General features: G+C 67.9%; 13 protein-coding genes. 1 reads left to right on the plus strand and 12 read right to left on the minus strand.

What is annotated here, in order from left to right:
- Positions 1 to 11: 11 nt before the first annotated feature.
- From VHO04_RS04870 to fliE, 7 genes are read right to left on the minus strand one after another with little or no spacing between them, the layout of a single operon-like run.
- On the minus strand, positions 12 to 1,541 hold the full coding sequence (locus VHO04_RS04870; protein WP_329627247.1) for a flagellar hook-length control protein FliK: 1,530 nt from the start codon (positions 1,539 to 1,541) through the stop codon (positions 12 to 14).
- Positions 1,538 to 1,981 carry a hypothetical protein gene (locus tag VHO04_RS04875; protein ID WP_329627248.1) on the minus strand — a complete coding sequence of 148 codons (444 nt, stop codon included), beginning with the start codon at positions 1,979 to 1,981 and terminating at the stop codon, positions 1,538 to 1,540. Before VHO04_RS04875 ends, VHO04_RS04870 begins: the two co-directional genes overlap by 4 nt.
- Positions 1,978 to 3,309: a FliI/YscN family ATPase gene (locus tag VHO04_RS04880; RefSeq protein ID WP_329627249.1), complete on the minus strand. Its 1,332-nt coding sequence runs from the start codon at positions 3,307 to 3,309 to the stop codon at positions 1,978 to 1,980. The genes VHO04_RS04875 and VHO04_RS04880 overlap by 4 nt, the downstream gene beginning before the upstream one ends.
- Positions 3,306 to 3,908: a FliH/SctL family protein gene (locus VHO04_RS04885; protein ID WP_329627250.1), complete on the minus strand. Its 603-nt coding sequence runs from the start codon at positions 3,906 to 3,908 to the stop codon at positions 3,306 to 3,308. The genes VHO04_RS04880 and VHO04_RS04885 overlap by 4 nt, the downstream gene beginning before the upstream one ends.
- The gene (fliG, locus tag VHO04_RS04890) at positions 3,901 to 4,950 is read right to left on the minus strand and encodes a flagellar motor switch protein FliG (protein WP_329627251.1); all 1,050 of its coding nucleotides are present in this window, start codon (positions 4,948 to 4,950) and stop codon (positions 3,901 to 3,903) included. The genes VHO04_RS04885 and fliG overlap by 8 nt, the downstream gene beginning before the upstream one ends.
- Positions 4,943 to 6,598: a flagellar basal-body MS-ring/collar protein FliF gene (fliF, locus tag VHO04_RS04895; RefSeq protein ID WP_329627252.1), complete on the minus strand. Its 1,656-nt coding sequence runs from the start codon at positions 6,596 to 6,598 to the stop codon at positions 4,943 to 4,945. Before fliF ends, fliG begins: the two co-directional genes overlap by 8 nt.
- 3 nt (positions 6,599 to 6,601) lie before the next feature.
- Positions 6,602 to 6,964, minus strand: coding sequence for a flagellar hook-basal body complex protein FliE (gene fliE, locus VHO04_RS04900; protein ID WP_329627253.1), 363 nt, complete (start codon positions 6,962 to 6,964; stop codon positions 6,602 to 6,604).
- A gap of 246 nt (positions 6,965 to 7,210) precedes the next feature.
- Between fliE and VHO04_RS04905 the strand changes: the two genes are divergently transcribed.
- The gene (locus VHO04_RS04905) at positions 7,211 to 8,077 is read left to right on the plus strand and encodes a flagellin (RefSeq protein WP_329627254.1); all 867 of its coding nucleotides are present in this window, start codon (positions 7,211 to 7,213) and stop codon (positions 8,075 to 8,077) included.
- Between the two features lie 409 nt (positions 8,078 to 8,486).
- On the opposite strand, the gene VHO04_RS04910 is transcribed toward VHO04_RS04905, so the two are convergent.
- The 5 genes from VHO04_RS04910 to VHO04_RS04930 form a co-directional block, all read right to left on the minus strand.
- Complete coding sequence (locus tag VHO04_RS04910) at positions 8,487 to 11,720, minus strand: error-prone DNA polymerase (protein WP_329627255.1); 3,234 nt, start codon at positions 11,718 to 11,720, stop codon at positions 8,487 to 8,489.
- Positions 11,717 to 13,261: a DNA polymerase Y family protein gene (locus tag VHO04_RS04915; protein ID WP_329627256.1), complete on the minus strand. Its 1,545-nt coding sequence runs from the start codon at positions 13,259 to 13,261 to the stop codon at positions 11,717 to 11,719. The genes VHO04_RS04910 and VHO04_RS04915 overlap by 4 nt, the downstream gene beginning before the upstream one ends.
- On the minus strand, positions 13,164 to 13,952 hold the full coding sequence (locus VHO04_RS04920; protein WP_329627257.1) for a hypothetical protein: 789 nt from the start codon (positions 13,950 to 13,952) through the stop codon (positions 13,164 to 13,166). Before VHO04_RS04920 ends, VHO04_RS04915 begins: the two co-directional genes overlap by 98 nt.
- 335 nt (positions 13,953 to 14,287) lie before the next feature.
- A complete protein-coding gene (locus VHO04_RS04925; RefSeq protein WP_329627258.1) occupies positions 14,288 to 15,688 on the minus strand; it encodes an efflux transporter outer membrane subunit in 1,401 nt (466 codons plus the stop codon).
- Positions 15,685 to 18,882 (minus strand): efflux RND transporter permease subunit, encoded by a 3,198-nt coding sequence (locus VHO04_RS04930; protein WP_329627259.1) that lies wholly within the window; start codon positions 18,880 to 18,882, stop codon positions 15,685 to 15,687. The genes VHO04_RS04925 and VHO04_RS04930 overlap by 4 nt, the downstream gene beginning before the upstream one ends.
- Positions 18,883 to 18,884: the final 2 nt, after the last annotated feature.

Genomic DNA, 18,884 nt, shown 5'->3' on the forward strand with positions numbered 1-18,884 from the left:
GCCTTTCGGGGTCAGGCAAAGCGGCCGCGGCGATCCGCGGCGCGTTCATTGCGGTCGGCGCCGGGGCGCTCGGGGGCGGTTTCGATCAGATGGCTGGCGTTCGGAGCAGCATTTCGGCCGCTCTGGCCCTGCTGCTGTTGCTGGCGCCCGGTCTCGGCGGGCGTATGCGTGACCTGCGCCTCGGCGACGCGCACGCCCTGCTGGCGCAGATCCTCGACGAGACGCGGCTGCGCGGCGGTGACGATCGTCGCGGTCGCTTCATGCTGGGTGTCGAGCTTCAGCGACACGCCGCCGCTGTCGTCCATCTTCATCGCGACGTCGAGCCGGCCGAGGTGGCGCGGCATCAGACGAAAGCTGAGGTCGCCAGTCTCGGATTTGGTCGCGGCGATGTCGGCCGCAAGCTGGGCGATCCACTGGTCGTTGCTGCCCATGTCGAGCAGGCGTTCGGTGACCGGCGCGGCGGCCTGGGTCAAAGCGGGGGCCACGATGCCGGGTGCGGCGGGCTGGCCGAAGAGCACCGCCATCGACGCGCCGCTGTCGGCCACGGGCCGGAACGGGGCAGGGTCGGCGGCCGGTTTCGCGGCCGGCGCCGGCAAGGCGGCGCTTTCCACCCTGACCGGGCGCGCTGGGGCGGAGGCAAGGGCCTCTTCGCGAGCGGGCTTGGCGGCGGCGGTCGCGACGGCCTTGTCGGCCGGACGCGCCGGAGCGACTGCGGGGGCCGGGGCGTCGGGCGCCGGTGCGGTCCTGGCTGCCGGGGCGGGCAGGGTCGTCGTTGCCGCCGTCGATCGCGGCGCATCCTTCGCTTCGGGAGTCTTCGCGGGTCGGCCGGTCGGTGTCGGAGCCGCATTCGCCGCGATCGCCACGGCGGCAGCTACCGGAGCCGACTGTGCCGGGTCGGCGGTCACGGCCGTCACGACGGACGGCTCGGCGGCGCGTGCATCGGGAGCGTCGGTCCCGACGGGAGCGTCACCAACGGCATCGTCGGCCTTGGCATCGCCCTTTTCGAAGGGTTTTCCGGGTGCATCGACCGCCGGCTTCGCGGCCGCGCGCGGGGTCGCCACGGCGATCAGCAGGCTCGCAGCCACGGCGGCGTCGGGCGTCGGCGTCGCCTCGGCCGGTTTCGCGGCAGGCGTGGAGGGCTGCTCGGCGGACGCCTCGGGCACGATCGCTCCGGTCGCCGCGGCGGCGGCCGATATCTGGACCGGTGCGGCGCCGGGCTGCGAGCGAACCGGGCTGATGGCCGAAGCCAGCGGCGCCGTCGCCGTCGCGGTCGGAAGGGTCGTTGCCATAGGAAGCACCATGTCCGCTTCCCCGTCGACGACGGCGCTCGGGGCGGCCGGGACGGGGGTGTTGGAGGGAGGCGTGAGTGCGATCGGACCGGCCGGCAGCGCGTCAGCGCCGCTCGCCACGCTGCCCGGCAGCCTGGCGAGCAATTGCTCGAAGCCGCCGGCATCGCTGTCGGCGGGCGCAGCCGGGCCCAGCGCGGCGAGGATCGTCGCGAGGCCGGTCTGCGCCTGGGGAAGGGCGAGCGCGGTCATCATGCCGCGCCGCCCTCGATCAGGCGCAAGCTCATAGTCCGGCGGCGATGCGGACGGTTGGCGTCGCTGCGACGCTCCATCTCGGCCTCGGCCGACTTGCGGCTGCGCTCATAGAGGCGGACCGCCGATTCTTCCTTCATCATCGCGCTCTGGGCGAGCATCCCGGCTTCGTCGCGGCGGATACCGGCATTGACGAGCGGCGCCGCGAGATTTTCCTTCGCCATGTCGAGCCGCATGCCGAGCTCGCCGATCGTGTTCAGCGCGCGGCCCGCGACCGCGCCCTTCGCCATCGCCAGGTCGGTGCGCAGCCCCTCGAGGCGCTTCGACAGTTCGACGAGGCTCGCGAGCTCGCCGGTGGCGCGCGCGAGATGGGCCTCGGCCATCTGATGTTCGACGGAGCGCACGCGGATGATGCGTTTGCGGCGTGCGGTGCGGGCGTTCATGCAGTAAATCCTTCAATCAGGGCGTTGCGGGAGGTGATGAAATCGACTTGCGTGCCGGCGGCCTGCGACACGAAGGCGAGCTGATCGGCGTGGCGCGCGATCGCGGTGTCGAGCACCGGATCGCCGCCCGCCACGTAAGCGCCCATCAGCATCAGATCGCGATTCTCTTCATAGGCGGACCAGAGCTGGCGAAAGCGCGCGGCGGCGGCGGCATGGTCGGGATCGACCGAATCGGCCATGGTGCGCGACAGCGAGCGGGCGACGTCGATCGCGGGATAGACGCCCTGTTCAGCGAGCGTGCGCGACAGGATGATATGCCCATCGACGATCGCGCGCGCCGAATCGACGACCGGATCGTCGATGTCGCCGCCGTCGGCGAGGACGGTGTAGAGCGCGGTGATCGATCCGCCGGTCAGGCTGTCGTTGCCCGCGCGCTCGACGAGCGAGGGGATGAGAGCGAAGGTCGAGGGCGGATAGCCCTTCATCGTCGGCGGCTCGCCCAGCGTCAGCCCGATCTCGCGCTGCGCGTGCGCGACGCGGGTCAGGCTGTCGATCAGCAGCAGCACCTTCTTGCCCTCGGCGCGAAATGCCTCGGCGATCGCGGTCGCGCGCATCGCGGCGCGCAGGCGCAGCAAAGGCGGATGGTCGGCGGGAACCGCGACGACGACCGATTTCTTGCGCACGGCGGGGGGCAGTTTGGTCTCGACGAAATCGCTGACCTCGCGGCTGCGCTCGCCGATCAGCCCGACGACGATCACATCGCATTCGGTGCCCGCGATCATCTGGCCCATCAGCACCGACTTGCCGACGCCCGAGCCCGCGATGATCGCGACGCGCTGGCCCTCGCCGATGGTGAGCAGGCCGTTGATCGCGCGCACCCCCATGTTGAGCGGCTTCGTCACCCGGCCGCGGCGCAGCGGGTTGACCTTGCGGCCGGCGAGCGGCCACTGGAACTGCGATTTCACCGGCGGGCGCCCATCGAGCGGATGGCCCTGCGCGTCGATGATGCGGCCGAGCAGCGCCTTGCCGCAAGCGACCATGCTGCTCGCGCCGTGCGGCTCGACCGGCGCGCCGGTGACGAGCGGCATGTTGGTGTCGAAGGGCAGGACGAGGCTGCGGTGACCGCGAAAGCCGACGACCTCGCCATAAACATAATCATTGTTCGCCGACTTGATGCGGACGTTGCTGCCGAGCGGCTGCGGAAAGCCCGACACCTCGAGCATGATGCCCTCGTGCGCGACGAGCGTGCCGATGCGGCGCGGGCTCGCGTCGCGGAGTTCGACGGGCGCGAGCAATTGCTGCGCGGTCAGGGCGAGGCGGCGCGTCATGCGGCGATATCCTCGCCGCCGAGCGCGGCGCGCAGTTCACCCAGATAGACGGCGCGGCCGTGTTCGATCCAGCCGGCCGAGGTTTCGATGCGGACGGTGCCGCGCATCATCGTCGGGTCGGCCTCGACCGGCAGCGCGATCGGTGCGTCCATCAGCAGCGCGGCGTCGGCGGGGTTGACCCACAGGGTGCGCGCCTTGTCGGCCTCGGCGACCATCGCCGCGGCGATGTCGGCCTGCGTCTGCAGCCATTCGGCGTCGATCGGCGCGCGGCCGACGATCTGGCGTACCAGCCGCTCGACCGTTTCGGCGATGAGCTGCGCCAGTTCCTCGCTCGGTTCGTCCTGCAGCGCCTCGGCGCCCGCGACGAGCGCCAGCAACTGTTCGCGTTCGACCGCGAAAGCGGCTTCGGCGAGGCGCTGTCCTTCGGCAAGGCCCAGCGCGAACGGATCGTCGGCGGGCTCCGCGGCGGCGGGCGCCGGTTCGACCGGAACCGTCTCGGCCACCAGCGGCGCGCCGAAATGCAGCGGGCGAAAGCCGCGTCCTTCCGCCATCAGCGCGGCGAGCGAGACGATGGTCGCTTCGGCGGCGCGATCAGACATAATCGTCGCCCGCGCCCGCGATCATGATCTCGCCGCTCGACGCCATCTGGCGGACGATCTGCATGATCGCCTTCTGCGCTTCGTCGACGTCGGTGCGCTTGACCATCGTCATTTCGGCCATTTCGTCGCGGATCGTTTCCGACGCGCGCTTCGACATGGTGGCAAGGCAGCGGTCGACCATGTCGGCGTCGGTGCCCTTGAGCGCGACGGCGAGCTGCGCGGCATCGACCGAGCGCAGCACGGTGCCGAGGCTCTTGGCGTCGAGATCGCGCAGATTTTCGAAGATGAACATTTCTTCCTCGATGATCTGCGCGAGCAGCTTATCCTGCTTCTTGAGTGCGCGGATCGTGCGTTCCGAAAGCTGCTTCGGCATCTTCTTCATGATCTTGGCGACGTCGCCGGGGCCGCCGATCGGCCGCTTGGCGACGCGCTGGCCGCCGACGTTCGCGGCGGCGAGCACCGATTCGAGATCCTCGATCGCAGCCGCCGGAACGGCGGTGAGCTGCGCGGCGCGTAGCACCAGTTCGGCCTGCAACCTCTCGTCGAGCGTCTCGACCGCGCGCGCGGCGACATCGGGGACGAGCACCGACAGGATCAGCGCGCCGACCTGCGGATGCTCGTTCGCGAGCAGCGCGCTGATCGCATCGACGTCCATCCAGCGCAGCATCTCGAGCGACGCGGCGCTCGACTGCGGCGCGACCGCGGCCAGGATATTGTCGGCGCGGACATTGCCGACCGCGTCGTGGATCACGGTGCGGATGCGCGCGTCGGCGCCAACCGCGAGCGCGCTGACGTTGCGGCTTTCGGAAACGAACTGGTCGAGCGCCTGCTCGATCTGGCCTTCGCTCGCATTGGCGGTGTCGAACATCGATTTGGCGAGCTGGCGCACTTCCTCGGGGCCAAGATGCTTGAGGATCGTCGCGGCTTCGCTTTCGTCGAGCAGCATCAACAGGATTGCCGCGGCCGACGCGCCCTCGATCGCGGGCTTGCCGCGCGGGGTTTCGATTTCGGCGTCGATATCGGTATCGATCACATCAGGCACGGGCGCCCTCCTGCATCAGCTGGCGGACGACCAGGGCGGCGCGGGCCGAATCCTGGCGGACGAATTCGCGGACCAGATTGGCGCGCGCCTCATAGCTGGGGGCGGCCTCGATCATCTCGAGCGTGATTTCGCTGCTGGCGTGCGGGCTGGCGAGCGCGGCGGGGTTTTCGGTCACCGCGAGCAACGTCTCCTCGATCTGCGCCTCGCGCTCGGCGCGCTGGGTCGCGCGCTGCTTCGCGGCACGGATCAGCGGCCGGCCGATGAAGAAAAAGGCGAGCAGCGCGGCAAATATGGCGCCGGCCTGCTTGACCAGCGGCAGGAACCACGGCTGGTCGTAAAAGGCCGGGGCGGCATCCTCGACCTGGACGAAGGGGCGCTGGTTGATCGCGACCATGTCGCCGCGCGCCGCGTCGAAACCGATCGCGCCCTTCACCAGGCTGTCGATCTTCGCGATGTCGGTCTGGGTCAGCGCCTTCTTGCCCTGATTGAGCGCGACCGCGACCGAGACGCGGCGAAGCTGGCCCTGCGGCTGATGCGTCACCGAAATCTCGCGGCCGACCTCATAGGCGCGGGTGGCGTTTTCATTGCTGTTGGTCTGCGCCGCGGGCGCGCCGGGCGCCGCCGGGACGGGCGCGGTGCCGGTGACGGTCGACGCCTGCGGCGGCTGGTTCGACAGCGCGCCGGGGATGCCGACGGCGGGGGGAGCGCCCTCGCCGCTGACGGTGCGCGTGACCTGCTCGCTGGTCAGCGCGCGATCGTCCTTGGGGAAGCTCTCGCGCGTCGCCTGGCTTTCGGACATGTCGACGTCGGCATGGACCTCGACGGTATAATTGCCCGCGCCGAGCATCGGGCCGAGCAAAGTGTCGAGCGCGCGGCGGAAGCGATCCTCGACCTGCGTCTGGAGCTGGAAGGCCTTCATGTCGCCGTTCGACGCGCCATCGGAAAGCAGCGCGCCGCGCTGGTCGATCACCTGCACCTGATCGGCGTTCATGCCGGGAACCGACGAAGCGACGAGGAAGCGGATCGCCTGCACCTGACCATCGGAGAGCGAGCGGCCATTCTGGAGCGTCAGCATCACCGAAGCGGTCGCGGGCTTGTCTTCGCGCACGAACAGGCTCGGCTCGGCGGCGGCGATATGGACGCGCGCGCTCTTCACCGCATCGATCGTCTCGATCGTGCGCGACAGGTCGGCCTCGCGCGCCGAGCGCAGCGTTTCGCCCTCGATCGCGCGGCTCGACCCCATGGGGAGTGAGGCAATCAGGCTGTCGCCGCTCGGCGCTGCCTTGGGCAGGCCCTGACCCGCGAGCGCGATGCGCGCCTGATAGACTTTGTCGGCGTCGACGGTCAGCGCGCCGGTCGTGGGATCGATCGTGTGGCCGATCCCCTGCGATTGGAGCGCGTCGGCGACCGCGGCCTTGTCGTTGTCGTCGAGCCCGGCGAAAAGCTGCGCCTGCGGGGCCGACTGGGTCATGAAATAAGCGAGCGCCGCGATGCCGATCGCGGTGGTGGTGGCGATCATCGGCAGCGCACGCTGGATGGCGGGCTGGCGGACGAACTGCTGAACGGGCGCGAAACGGCCGCCCATCGCGGGGACGGGCAGACGGTTCGGGCTTTCGTCGACGGGGGTCAATATCTGGGTTTCGGCCATGGGTTACACCGGCATGTTCATGATGTCGCGATAGGCGGAGAGCAGCTTGTTGCGGACCTGCAGCGTGGTCTCGAAGCCGAGCGAGGCCTTCTGCCGCTCGATCATCACGCTGACGATGTCGTGGGTGTCGCCGCGCTCATAGGCTTCGCTGAGGTCGCTGGCGCGATTCTGCTGGGCGTTGACCTGTTGCAGCGCGTTGCTGATCGCGGCGCCGAAATCGGGCGTGCCCGCCGCGCCGTCCACCCCGCCGACACCGCCGCCCACGCCGCTGACGCCGCCGCGGCCCGCGGCGCGCTGCAGCGCCTGGTTCTGATTGAGAATCGAACTGCGCATCTGCAGCAGCCGGCTCGAGTCAATCGTGCTCATAAAGCTTTCATCCGTCCTGGTGCACGGCCTCGCGCCGCACGCCAAAGAAGAATGCAAAGCCCGTGCCAGAAATTTAATAAGCGCTTTTTCAGGGGTTTGATTGGCTATCGAACAGACTTAACGCCGTCTTCGACATTTTTTTGACGCAGCCGCTTAATCCGCCGCGCGGGTCGCCGTTACTGCCTCCGTGACCGCTCGCCGAGCCCTCACGAAACGGGAATGGCCAACGGGCCGGAAAGGAACAACATGACTGTCATCAACACCAATGTGAGCGCGCTCCGCGCCCAGAACAGCTCGCGTGTTGCCAACAATATGCAGGCGACGGCGATGGAACGCCTGTCGAGCGGCAAGCGCATCAACAGCGCCAAGGACGACGCCGCCGGCCTCGCCGTCGCGACCCGCATGAACGCCGCGTCGCGCGGTTTCACGCAGGCGATCCGCAACGCCAACGACGGCATTTCGCTGGCGCAGACCGCCGACAGCGCCGCGGGCAGCATCTCGGACATCCTGATCCGTATGCGTGAACTGGCGATGCAGGCCTCGACCGGCACGCTCAGCGACGACGACCGCGCGCTGGTGCAGAAGGAAGCCGCGGCGCTGCAGTCGCAGATCGGCGATATCGTCGGCCAGACCACCTTCAACGGCAACACGCTGATCAAGGGCGGCACATCGACGACCGATGGTTTCGACATCCGGACCGGCATCAACGCGGCTGACGTCGTGAACATCAAGATTGCCGATCTCTCGGCTGCATCGATCGGTAAAGTCGATACTAGCGGCGCTCTTGTCAGCGGTTCGGCGGTTTCGGACATCGACCTTTCGGATGCGACCGGCGCGGAGGATGCGCTGGCGATCCTCGACGATGCGATCAACACGGTCGCCACCGAACGTGCCAACCTCGGCGCGCAGCAGAATCGTCTGTCGTCGGCTGTCGACAATTTGACGTCGCGCGTCACCAACCTCGACGAATCGAAGTCGCGCATCGAAGACGCCGATTTCTCGGCCGAATCGACGAAACTTGCCGCCGCCGGCATCCTGGCGCAGGCCTCGACCGCGATGCTCGCTCAGGCGAACCAGAGCGCGCAGGGCGTGATGAACCTGCTCCGCGGCTAAAGCGGAAGCTTCGCAAACAGAAATTCAGGCCAACTTTGGTTGGTCCCTTTATTGGCCTGATCCGACGCCCCGGCTCCCCACAGCCGGGGCGTCTTTTATGGTAGTCGCGCCGCTTGTGAATCCACGAGCAGATGTCTGTTTGCGGGTGGGGAGCGGTCCTTTCCCCACTTTTGTCATTCCCGCGAAAGCGGGAACCCAGAGCATGCGTCGGCCGACTCCACTCCGGGTTCCCGCTTTCGCGGGAATGACAAAGATAAGAGATGCTGAGCGCGACTTCCAAACTCTCGTCATCCCGGACTTGATCCGGGATCCATTCTCTCAGCGCCGGATGAATGGATCCCGGATCAAGTCCGGGATGACGATGTAAGGTAGGTCCGCCTTCGGTCGGCACCCGCCATTGCCCCGCATCTCAATGGAAATCCCGCGACTTTGGCAGGATGCGGACGTCGCGCGGATGGCCGGGACGCGGCGTCGGTCCGCCCGGCATGGCCTCGTCGCCCAATCCATCGAGCCGGTCGGTGCAGTCGGTGATGCGCGTCGCCATCAGGTGGATCACCCCTTCCTTGCTGCGCTGCACCTCGCCCTCGGCGAGCATCAGCCGCGACGCCATGACGGCGCGGCGCTGACGCTCGAAAAAGCGTGCCCAGAGCAGGATGTTGACGATCCCGCTCTCGTCCTCGAGCGTGATGAACACCGCATTGCCCTTGCCCGGCCGCTGGCGGATCAGGACGACGCCCGCGGTGCGGACGATCGACCCGTTCTTCGCCGCCGCGACCTCGCGCGCGCTCAGCACGCCTTCGCTGGCGAAGCGCGAGCGCAGGAACGCCATCGGATGGCCTTTCAGCGACAGCCGCGTCGTCTGATAATCGGTGAGCACATGCTCGGCCATCGAGGTCGGCGGCAGCCGTGCATCCTCCTCCTGTCCCAGCTCGTCGGCTTCGGCCGCCCCGAACAGCGGCAGCACCCCCTGCCGCACCCGCCGCGCATCCCACAGCGCCGGTCGCCGCTCGCGCCCCATCGATCGGCACGCATCGGCATCGGCGAGCAGCCGCAGCGCGCGGCTCGGCAGGCTCGCGCGGCGCGCGAGTCCCTCGACACTGGCGAAGGGCGCATTCGCGCGCGCGCCGACGATCGCGTCCGCCCATAACTCGCGGAACCCGTCGACCTGCCGAAAGCCGAGCCGCAGCGCGAGACTGCCGTCGTCGGTGCGTTCGAGGCTGTTGTCCCAATGGCTGGCGTTGACGTCGACCGCGCGCACCTCGACGCCATGCTCGCGCGCGTCGTGCACGAGCTGCGCGGGGGCATAGAAGCCCATCGGCTGCGAATTGAGGATGCCGCAGGCGAAGACCGCGGGGTGATGGCATTTCAGCCACGACGATACATAGACGAGCTTGGCGAACGACTGAGCGTGGCTTTCGGGAAAGCCATAGCTGCCGAAGCCCTCGATCTGCTTGAAGCATCGCGCTGCGAAATCGGCCTCATAGCCGCGGCGCACCATGCCGCCGATCATCTTCTCCTTATACTGATGAATCGTTCCGGCGTTTCGGAAGGTTGCCATCGCGCGCCGCAGGCCGTTGGCCTCGTCCGGGGTAAATTCAGCGGCGACGATGGCGAGTTTCATCGCCTGTTCCTGGAACAGCGGGACGCCTTCGGTTTTCCCCAGCACGTCTTCGAGTTCGTTCGCCTCGGAACCAGCACGTAACGGCAGTTCAGGCTTTTCTTCCTTGTTTCGACGGCGAAGATAGGGGTGAACCATGTTTCCCTCGATCGGTCCCGGTCGGACGATCGCTACTTGGATGACCAGATCGTAGAACTTTTTCGGTTTCAACCGGGGTAGCATGTTGATCTGCGCGCGACTTTCGACCTGAAAGACGCCAATGCTGTCGCCCTTGCAGAGCATGTCGTAGACGACCGGATCCGCTTCCGGGAGCGACTTGAGGTCGTGATCGCCCAGATCATGCAGCCGCATCAGGTCGAAGCATTTGCGGATACAGGTCAGCATCCCGAGCGCGAGCACGTCGACCTTCATCAAGGCCAGTTCGTCGATGTCGTCCTTATCCCATTCGATGAAGGTACGATCCTCCATTGCAGCATTATGGATCGGCACTGTTTCGTCGAGCCGGTCCTCGGTCAGCACATAGCCGCCGACATGCTGCGACAGGTGGCGCGGAAAGGTCAGCAACTGCGCGACCACCCATTGCAGCCGTGCGATATCCTCCTGTTCGGGGTCGAGGCCCGCTTCGACGAACCGCTCTATCGGCATCTCGCCGCCCCAGCTGCCCCAGGTCGTATCTGCGAGCCGCTGCGTGACGTCTTCGCTGAGACCCAGCGCCTTTCCAGCCTCGCGCACCGCGCTGCGCGGCCGGTAATGGATCACCGTTGCGGCGATGCCCGCGCGCCGCCGCGTGTAGCGGCGATAGACATATTGCATCACCTCTTCGCGCCGCTCGTGCTCGAAATCGACGTCGATGTCGGGCGGCTCGCGCCGTTCTTCGGACAGGAAGCGCGTGAAGAGAAGATTGTTGGCGATCGGGTCGATCGAGGTGATCTCGAGCAGATAGCAGACAAGCGAATTCGCCGCCGAACCGCGCCCTTGGCAGAGGATGGGCGGGTCCCGCGTGCGGGCGAAATTGACGATGTCGTGGACGGTCAGGAAGTAGCAGGCGAAATTGCATTTGCGGATGAGGGAAAGTTCCTCGCCGAGAACTTCCTGCCAGCGTTTCGGCAAGCCATCGGGATGCAGTTTCGTCGCGGCCTCCAAGACCATATGTTCGAGCCAGCTTTGAGGCTCCCAGCCTTCGGGAACCGGCTCGTGCGGATATTCATAGGCAAGGTCTCGGAGTGAAAAGGCAATGCGACCCAGAATGTGGAGGCTTTCATCAACCGCTTCGGGGCAATCGCGAAACAGGCGTCGCATTTCCTTCGCTGCCTTCAGATGGCGCTCGCCATTGGCATGAAGCAGATGGCCGGCATCGTTGAGATTGGTGCCTTCGCGGATGCAGGTGATGACATCGTGCAGCGGTCGCTGTTCGCGTGTGGCGTAGAGCACGTCGTTCGTCGCGAGCAGCGGAATACCGACCCGGTCGGCCAAGGCGCTCAGCCTAGCGAGACGGCGGCGGTCGCTGCCCCCGCGGGACATCGTCGCGCCGAGCCATAACGAACCCGGCACGCATCGCGTGAGGCGGCGCAACAGGACCTCGTCCTTTTCCGATGCCATGGCGATCAGCAGCATGTCCTCGCAATGGGTCAGCAGATTCTTGAATTTCATCACGCAGTCGCCCTTTTGGGTGCGGCGATTGCCGATGGTCAGCATCCGGGTCAGCCGGCCCCAGCCATGGCGCGTGGTCGGATAGGCGATGATATCAGGTGTGCCATCATCGAAAACCAGCCGGGCGCCGACGACGAGCTTTATGGAAGGTAACTCGATTCTGTCTTCTGCGGCATCCTCGTACAGCTTGCGCAGTCCGGTCAGTGCCCGCACCACCCCGGCAACGCTGTTGCGGTCGGCGATGCCGATGCCGCTCAGGCCGAGGCGAAGCGCCTCCGCGACCATATCGGCGGGGTGCGAGGCGCCGCGCAGGAAGCTGTAGTTGGTCGCGGCGACCAGTTCGGCGAAGCCGGGTTCGGGCGGTGCCTCGCTCATGCGAACAGTCCGTGGATATACCAGCGCGGATCGGCCTTCTCGTCGTAAAGGCCGTGGCGGAACAGCCAGTAACGGCGGCCCTGCACATCCTCGACGCGGTAATAGTCGCGCGTCAGCCCGCCATTGTCGCGGCGCCGCCACCATTCGGCGGCGATGCGCTCGGGGCCTTCGTAGCGGCGCACCGCATGGGTGGCGCGCCGCCAGCGGAACTGGTGCGGCGGACCGTCGGGAACCTCGGCGATCACCTCGATCGGCTGCGGCGGGTCGAAGAGGTGGAAGGGACGCGTCGGCGGTTCGCCGGCTTCGGGCGCGGGCCAGGCCATGGGCGGTGGCGCGTCGATCGCGGGGAGCGCGAGTTGCGCCTGCTCGGGAATATGCGTGTCGGCGCCGCGCAGCCGCCGGACGCGGCCGCGGCCGAGCCGCGTCGTCATCCGGTCGACGAACTCGTCGATCACCACTCCCGAAGCCCGCACCGCGCCGCCTTCGAGTTTGAGCTGGCTCGCGTCGAGCGGGTCGAAGCGCGGCACCGCGAGGCGGATCATGTCGAAACCGAAGCCGGGATCGAGCGGATCGGCGAGGGTGTCCATCCGTTCGGCGAACAGGCGCATGACGAGCCCGGCGTCGCGTGTCGGATGTCCCGTCTCGACCTCGATGCCGCGCGCGAGGCCGTCGCTGCGAAAGAAGGTCGCGCGGAAATGGCGCCCGCCCTTTCCGCGTTCGGCCAGTCGTTCGATCGCTTCCCCGACGAGTTCGGCCAGCACCCTGGCCGCGTGGGCGGTGCTGCCCAGCGGCTCGGCGAAGCGGCGTTCGACGGCGACGGGCGGCGGCGCGATACGCGGGTCGAGCGGGCTCGGCGCGTCGCCGAGAATGCGGCGGAGCGCGCTCGCGGCGCCGGCGCCGAAGCGTGCGGCGATATTCGCCATCGGGCGGCTTGCGAGATCGCCGACCGTCTTGAGCCCGGCGCGGACGAGCGCGGTCGTCGCCTCGGGCTCGAGGTCGAGCGCGGCGACGGGCAGACGGCGGATCGCCTGTGCCTCGTCGGGAGCGGGGCGTGTCTGGTGGCGCGCGAGCGCGCGCGCGGCGTCGGCGGTCGGGCCGAACGCGGCCCGCACGGTCAGGCCGAGGCGCGCGAGGCGCTGTTCGGCATCGGCGGCGAGCCCGTCCTCGCCGCCGAAGAGATGCTCGGCGCCCGCGATGTCGAGGACCAGCCCGTCGGGGGCATCGAGCGCCACCAGCGGCGTGTAGCGCGCGCAACCCTGCGCGATCCGGTCGAGCCAGGCGTGATCGGCGGCGGGGTCGTGCGGAACGACGATCAGTTCGGGCACCCGCGCGCGCGCGTCGGCGAGCGGCATGCCGGGCGTGAGCCCCGCCGCACGCGCCGCCGGATCGACGCGCACGAGGCACAGCGCGCCCCGCCGCTTCGCGGAGAAGGCGAGCGGGGCGTCAGGCGGCCGCGGCGCCGTGCGGCAGAACCGCTCGGCGGGCAGCCACGGGAAGAACAGTGCCAGATAGCGGCGCTTCGCCGAAGCAATGGTCGTCATGGTTCCAGTCCAGTCGCCAGCGTGCGCCCGCGGGGCCGGCGCGCCAGCGCAGCAGTTCAAGGTCGAAGGCGGGCGCGCCGGGGGCATCGGCTTCGAGGGCGCGCGATGCCGCCGCGACGACACTCCAACGCGTTTCGGCGACGCTCGGCGCGGGGGCGGCATTGAGGCGGAGCATCAGCAGCGTCGTTCCGCTATCGCGCGCGCCGAGGGCGAGGCGGCGGCCCGCGGTGAGGTCGAGTAGAGGAAATTTGCCCCAGCTTTCGACGATCACCGCCGCCGACCCCGCGCAGCGGATCGCATCGTTCGCGCAGGCGAGCAGCAGCTTGGGATCGGGGGTTTCGATGAGCAGCAGACGGCCCGGATCGCCGCCGAGTTCTGCGATGCCGGGGGCATAGATCGAACCGGCACGCCGTGCGGCGTCGGCGGTGCGCAGCCAGATCAGCGGCGCCTTGCCCGGCGTGCGGAGCGCGAGCAGCGCGGCGAAGGCGGCGGCGCTCGTCGCGTCGAGCGCGTCGGCGGCGAAGAACTCATGCACGCGCCCCGCTGCGAGCCCGCCGCCGAGCGCCTCGTCGAACGCGGCGCAGCCGCTCGTGAGCCCGCCGCCCGCCGGACGGCTTGCCGCGCCGCCATTGGCGGCGAGCCGCGCGACGCGACGGCGCAGCGCGGCGAGTTGAGGAGACGACTCGCGCATATATGTTCCTGATTTGTTCTTATAGCGCTTTGTCGCTGGCGCTTGTCAAGACGGCGGGCGCCGCGTCGATTGATCTCACGCAAAGGCGCAAAGGCGCGAAGACTTTTGGCCGCGAGGGCGGTTTTCAAAGAGTCTCACACAAAGACACAAAGAGGGCAGTTGCCGCCGCAGCGTCGCTTTAATCGTCATTTGAGGAAAATGGGCCGGACTTCGTCCGGCCAATCCCGAATTAGCCACGGTACGTCCGGATGCAAATTATGCGGGTGCAATTGCCCTCTTTGTGTCTTTGTGTGAGATTTTCTTCTTCGCGCCTTCACGCCTTTACGCGAGATCAATCAGCGCGCCGCCGCGTCACTCCCGGCGCCGCTATCCCCGCCCAGTGCGCGGAACAAGGCGATTCGCGTTTGCACGAGCAGCAGGCCCGTGCCGATCTCGCTGCGCCGTGCCGCATAGAGGCTGCGCTGCGCGTCGAGGCTGGCGAGGAAGCTGTCGACGCCGCCCTTGTAGCGCGCGTCGGTGAGCATCGCGGTGTCGGCCGCCGCCTCCGTGTTCGCCGCGGCGGCGCGGACGCGCTCCGATATCGTGCCTTGCACCGCGAGCGCGTCGGCGACGTCGCGGAAGGCAGTCTGGATCGCGCCCTCATAGCTCGACAGCGCGGCGTCGCGCTGCGCCTTGGTGACGTCGACCCCGGCGCGGCGGCCGCCGAAGTCGAAGATCGTCGCGCTCGCGTCTCCCCCCGCCGACCAGCCCCACGATCCCTTGTCGAACAGGCTCGACAGCGCATCGCTCGCGAAGCCGAGCAGGCCGGTCAGCGAGATGGTCGGAAACAGCCGCGCGCGCGCGACGCCGATGTCGGCGTTGGCGGCGCGCAGGCGATATTCGGCCTCGATCACGTCGGGGCGGCGCAGCAATATCTGCGAACTGACCCCGGCGGGAAGCTGGACGACGCCGGGCGTCACGTCGGAAAGCCCCACGGGGAGCAGCGCGGAGTCGAACTCGGCGCCGACGAGCAGGCGGATCAGATTTTCGTCCTGCGCGAGCGCGGTCTGCTGCTGCGCGATCGAATCCTCGGCGGTCGCGAGAATCTGTTCGGCCTGGCGCAGGTCGGTGCGCGGCGCGACCCCGCCGTCGAGCCGCGCCTTGGTCAGTCGCACACTTTCGCGCGCGTTGGCGGCGGTGTCCTCGGCGATCTTGAGCAGATCGCGGTCGGCGCCATAGGTAGCCCAGATGTCGGCAAGGTCGGCGATCAGGCCGAGCCGGACGGTGCGCGATGCAGCTTCGGTCGCCAGCGCGCTGTTGCGGTCGGACTCGGCAGCATTGGCGAGGCGGCCGAACAGATCGAGCTCGAACGCGGTAATGCCGCCGCGTAGCGAGAAATCGCCATTGCCGTTTCCATTGCCGCCCGAATCGGAATAGCCGGCACCCGCACTGATGCCGAGCGCGGGGAACTGCCCCGCCCGGCTGACCCGCGCCTGCGCGCGCGCCGCGGCGACATTGGCGTAGGCGGTACGCAGATCGCGGTTGTTCGCCAGCGCCTGATCGACGAGGGTTTGCAGGCGCGGATCGGTGAAGATCGTCTTGTACGACAGGATCGGCAGCGCCGCCTCGCTCTGGAGAAGATAGGCGTCGCCCACCGGCCAGCTTTGCGGCACCGGCGGCGGGGGAATTACCGTCTTCGGCGCGAGCGAGCAGCCCGCCAGCAGGATCGGAGCCGCGATCAGGAGTCCGCGTTTCATGTCGTCGCCTCCGCGCTGCCGTCTTTCTTGGCGAAGCGCTGGCGCACCGCCGCGAGGCCGTCGCGCACGCCGCGACGGACGAGCACGAAGAAGAGCGGGATGAAGAAGATCGCGAGCAGCGCTGCGGTCAGCATCCCGCCGATCACCGCGGTGCCGATCGCGACGCGGCTGTTCGCCCCCGCGCCGGTCGCGATCGCCAGCGGCATCACGCCGAAGATGAAGGCGAAGCTGGTCATCAGGATCGGGCGCAGGCGGATGCGCGCCGCCTCGATCGCCGCCTCGATCACGCGCTTGCCCTTTCGCTCTTCCTGCTCGGCGAACTCGATCATCAGGATCGCATTCTTCGCCGCGAGCCCCATCGTCGTCAGCAGACCGATCTGGAGGTAGACGTCGTTTTCGAGCCCGCGCAGCGTCACCGCGAACACCGACCCGACAAGGCCGAGCGGGATGATCAGAATGACCGCGAGCGGGATCGACCAGCTTTCGTAGAGCGCGGCGAGGCAGAGGAAGACGACGAGCAGCGACAGGCCATAGAGCAAGGGCGCCTGCCCCGACGCCTGCCGCTCCTGATAGGAAGCGCCCGCCCAGGCGACGCTGGTGCCGGGGATTTGCGCGGCCATTCGCTCCATCTCGTCCATCGCTTCGCCCGAGCTGGTACCCGCGGCAGGCTGCCCCGAGATTTCGAAGGCGGGGACGCCCTGGAAGCGCGAGGTGCTGGCGGGCGTGGTCGACCAGCCGATGGCGGCAAAGGCCGAAAAGGGCGACATCTGCCCGTCCGACGAGCGGACATACCATTGGCCGAGATCTTCGGGCTTGGCGCGATAGGGCGCATCGCCCTGGACATAGACGCGCTTGACGCGGCCCTTGTCGATGAAGTCGTTGACGTAGCGCCCGCCCCAGGCGGTCGCGAGCGTGCTGTTCACGTCGCTGTTGTTGAGGCCATAGGCGGTGAGCCGCTGGGTATCGATATCGACCTTCAGCGTCGCGACGTCGGGAAGATCGGACAGCCGGACCGAGGTTAGCTTGGGATTGGCGTTCGCCATGTCGAGCAGCCGGTCGCGCGCCGCGGCGAATTCTGCGCGGCTCATCCCGCTGCGGTTCTGGAATTCCATCGTGAAGCCCGACGTGTCGCCGAGGCCGCGCACCGCGCCGGGGACGAGCGCGAAGACCTGCGCATCGCGAAGGCCCGACAGGGCCTTGCGCGCGCGGTCGGCGATCGCGTCGGCGCTATTCTCCTTGCCCGGCCGCAGATCCCAGTCGACGAGATTGACGAAGCCCTGCCCGGTGTTCTGGCCCGACGCCCCGCCGCCGCCGCCGCCGGCGATCAGGAAGGTCGCGCCGACATTGGCCTTTTCCTTCGTCAGCAGATATTTTTCGACCTGGTCGCGCACCGCGAGCGTGCGTTCCTGCGTCGCGCCCGCGGGCAGGCGGAACTGGACCGAAACGCGCCCCTGATCCTCGTTCGGCAGGAAGCCGCTGGGAAGCCGCACGAACATCACAGCCAGCAGCGCGACGATGAGGAGGTAGATGCCGAGGAAGCGCCACTTGCGATCGACGACCTTGGTCACGCTGCCGACATAGCGCTTCACCGAATGGTCGAAGCGCGTGTTGAAACCGTCCTGCGCGCGCTTCAGCACGGCGTGGAAACGCGGGAAGCGATGCGGACGATCGCTTTCGGCGCCGTGCGCCGCGCGCGGTTTCAGCAAGGTCGAGGTCAGGGCGGGGCTGAGGATCAGCGCGACGAGCACCGACAGCCCCATCGCCGAGACGATGGTGACCGAGAATTGGCGATAGATGACTCCGGTCGATCCGCCGAAAAAGGCCATCGGCAGGAACACCGCCGACAGCACGAGCGCGATCGCGATCAGCGCGACCTGCAATTCCTTCATCGACTCGATCGTTGCCTCGCGCGCCGACATGCCCGGATTTTCTTCCATCAACCGCTCGACATTCTCGACGACGACGATCGCATCATCGACGAGCAGGCCGATCGCCAGCGTCAGCCCGAACAGGGTCAGCGTGTTGATCGTGAAGCCCGCGATATAGAAGATGCCGAAGGTTCCGAGCAGGACGACCGGCACCGCGATCGCGGGGACCAGCACCGCGCGCCAGCTTTGCAGGAAGACGAACATCACCAGGACGACGAGCAGGATCGCCTCGAGCAGCGATTTCCGCACCTCGCTGACCGACAATTTGATGAAGGCGGTCGCGTCGTTGGCATAGCTATAGGCAAGGCCGTCGGGGAAATCGGCGGAAAGCTCCTCCATCCGCGCCTTGACGCGATCGGCGGTTTCGAGCGCGTCGGCCCCCGGCGACAGCGAGATCGACATGCCTGCGCCCGGATGGCCGTTGACGCGGCTGACGGTCGTATAGCTTTCGGCCCCGATTTCGACCCGCGCGACATCCCTGAGCCGCACCGCCGACCCGTCGGGAAGCGTCTTCAGGACGATATTCTCGAACTGTTCGGGGGTCTGGAGGCGCGACTGGGCGGTGACGGTCGCGTTGAGCATCTGGCCCTGTGGCGCCGGCAGGCCGCCGACGTCGCCCGCCGCGATCTCGCTGTTCTGCGCGCTGATCGCCGAAACGACGTCGCCGGGCATCAGCGAGACGGCGGCGAGCCGCTGCGGATTGAGCCAGATGCGCATCGCGTGCGGCGCGCCATAGACGTTGACGTCGCCGACCCCCTCGACGCGCGATAGCGGGTCCTGGATGTTCGACGCCATATAGTCGGATACGTCCTGGTTCGACCGCGTGTCGGTTTCGTCATAGACGCCGACGAGCAACAGCGAATCGGCGTTCGACTTGGTGACGCGCACCCCCTGCTGCTGCACCTGCTGCGGCAGGCGCGAGATCGCCGAGGCGATCTTGTTCTGCACCTGCACCTGCGCGATGTCGGGATCGGTCCCCTTGGCGAAGATCGCCGAAATGCTGGCCTGCCCGCGCGAGCTCGATTGCGAGCTGAAATAGAGAAGCCCGTCGATTCCGGTAAGCTGCTGTTCGAGGACCTGCGTGACGCTGTTCTCGATCGTCTCGGCCGACGCGCCCGGATAGTTGGCGCGGATATTGACCTGCGTAGGGGCGATGTCGGGATATTGCTCGAGCGGCAGCGAGAAGAGCGCGCCCAGCCCGCCCAGCATGACGACGATCGCCAGCACCCAGGCGAAGATCGGCCGATCGATGAAGATGCGCGACATGA

It is taken from the genome of Sphingopyxis sp. (genome assembly GCF_036261875.1).
Lineage (GTDB): Bacteria > Pseudomonadota > Alphaproteobacteria > Sphingomonadales > Sphingomonadaceae > Sphingopyxis.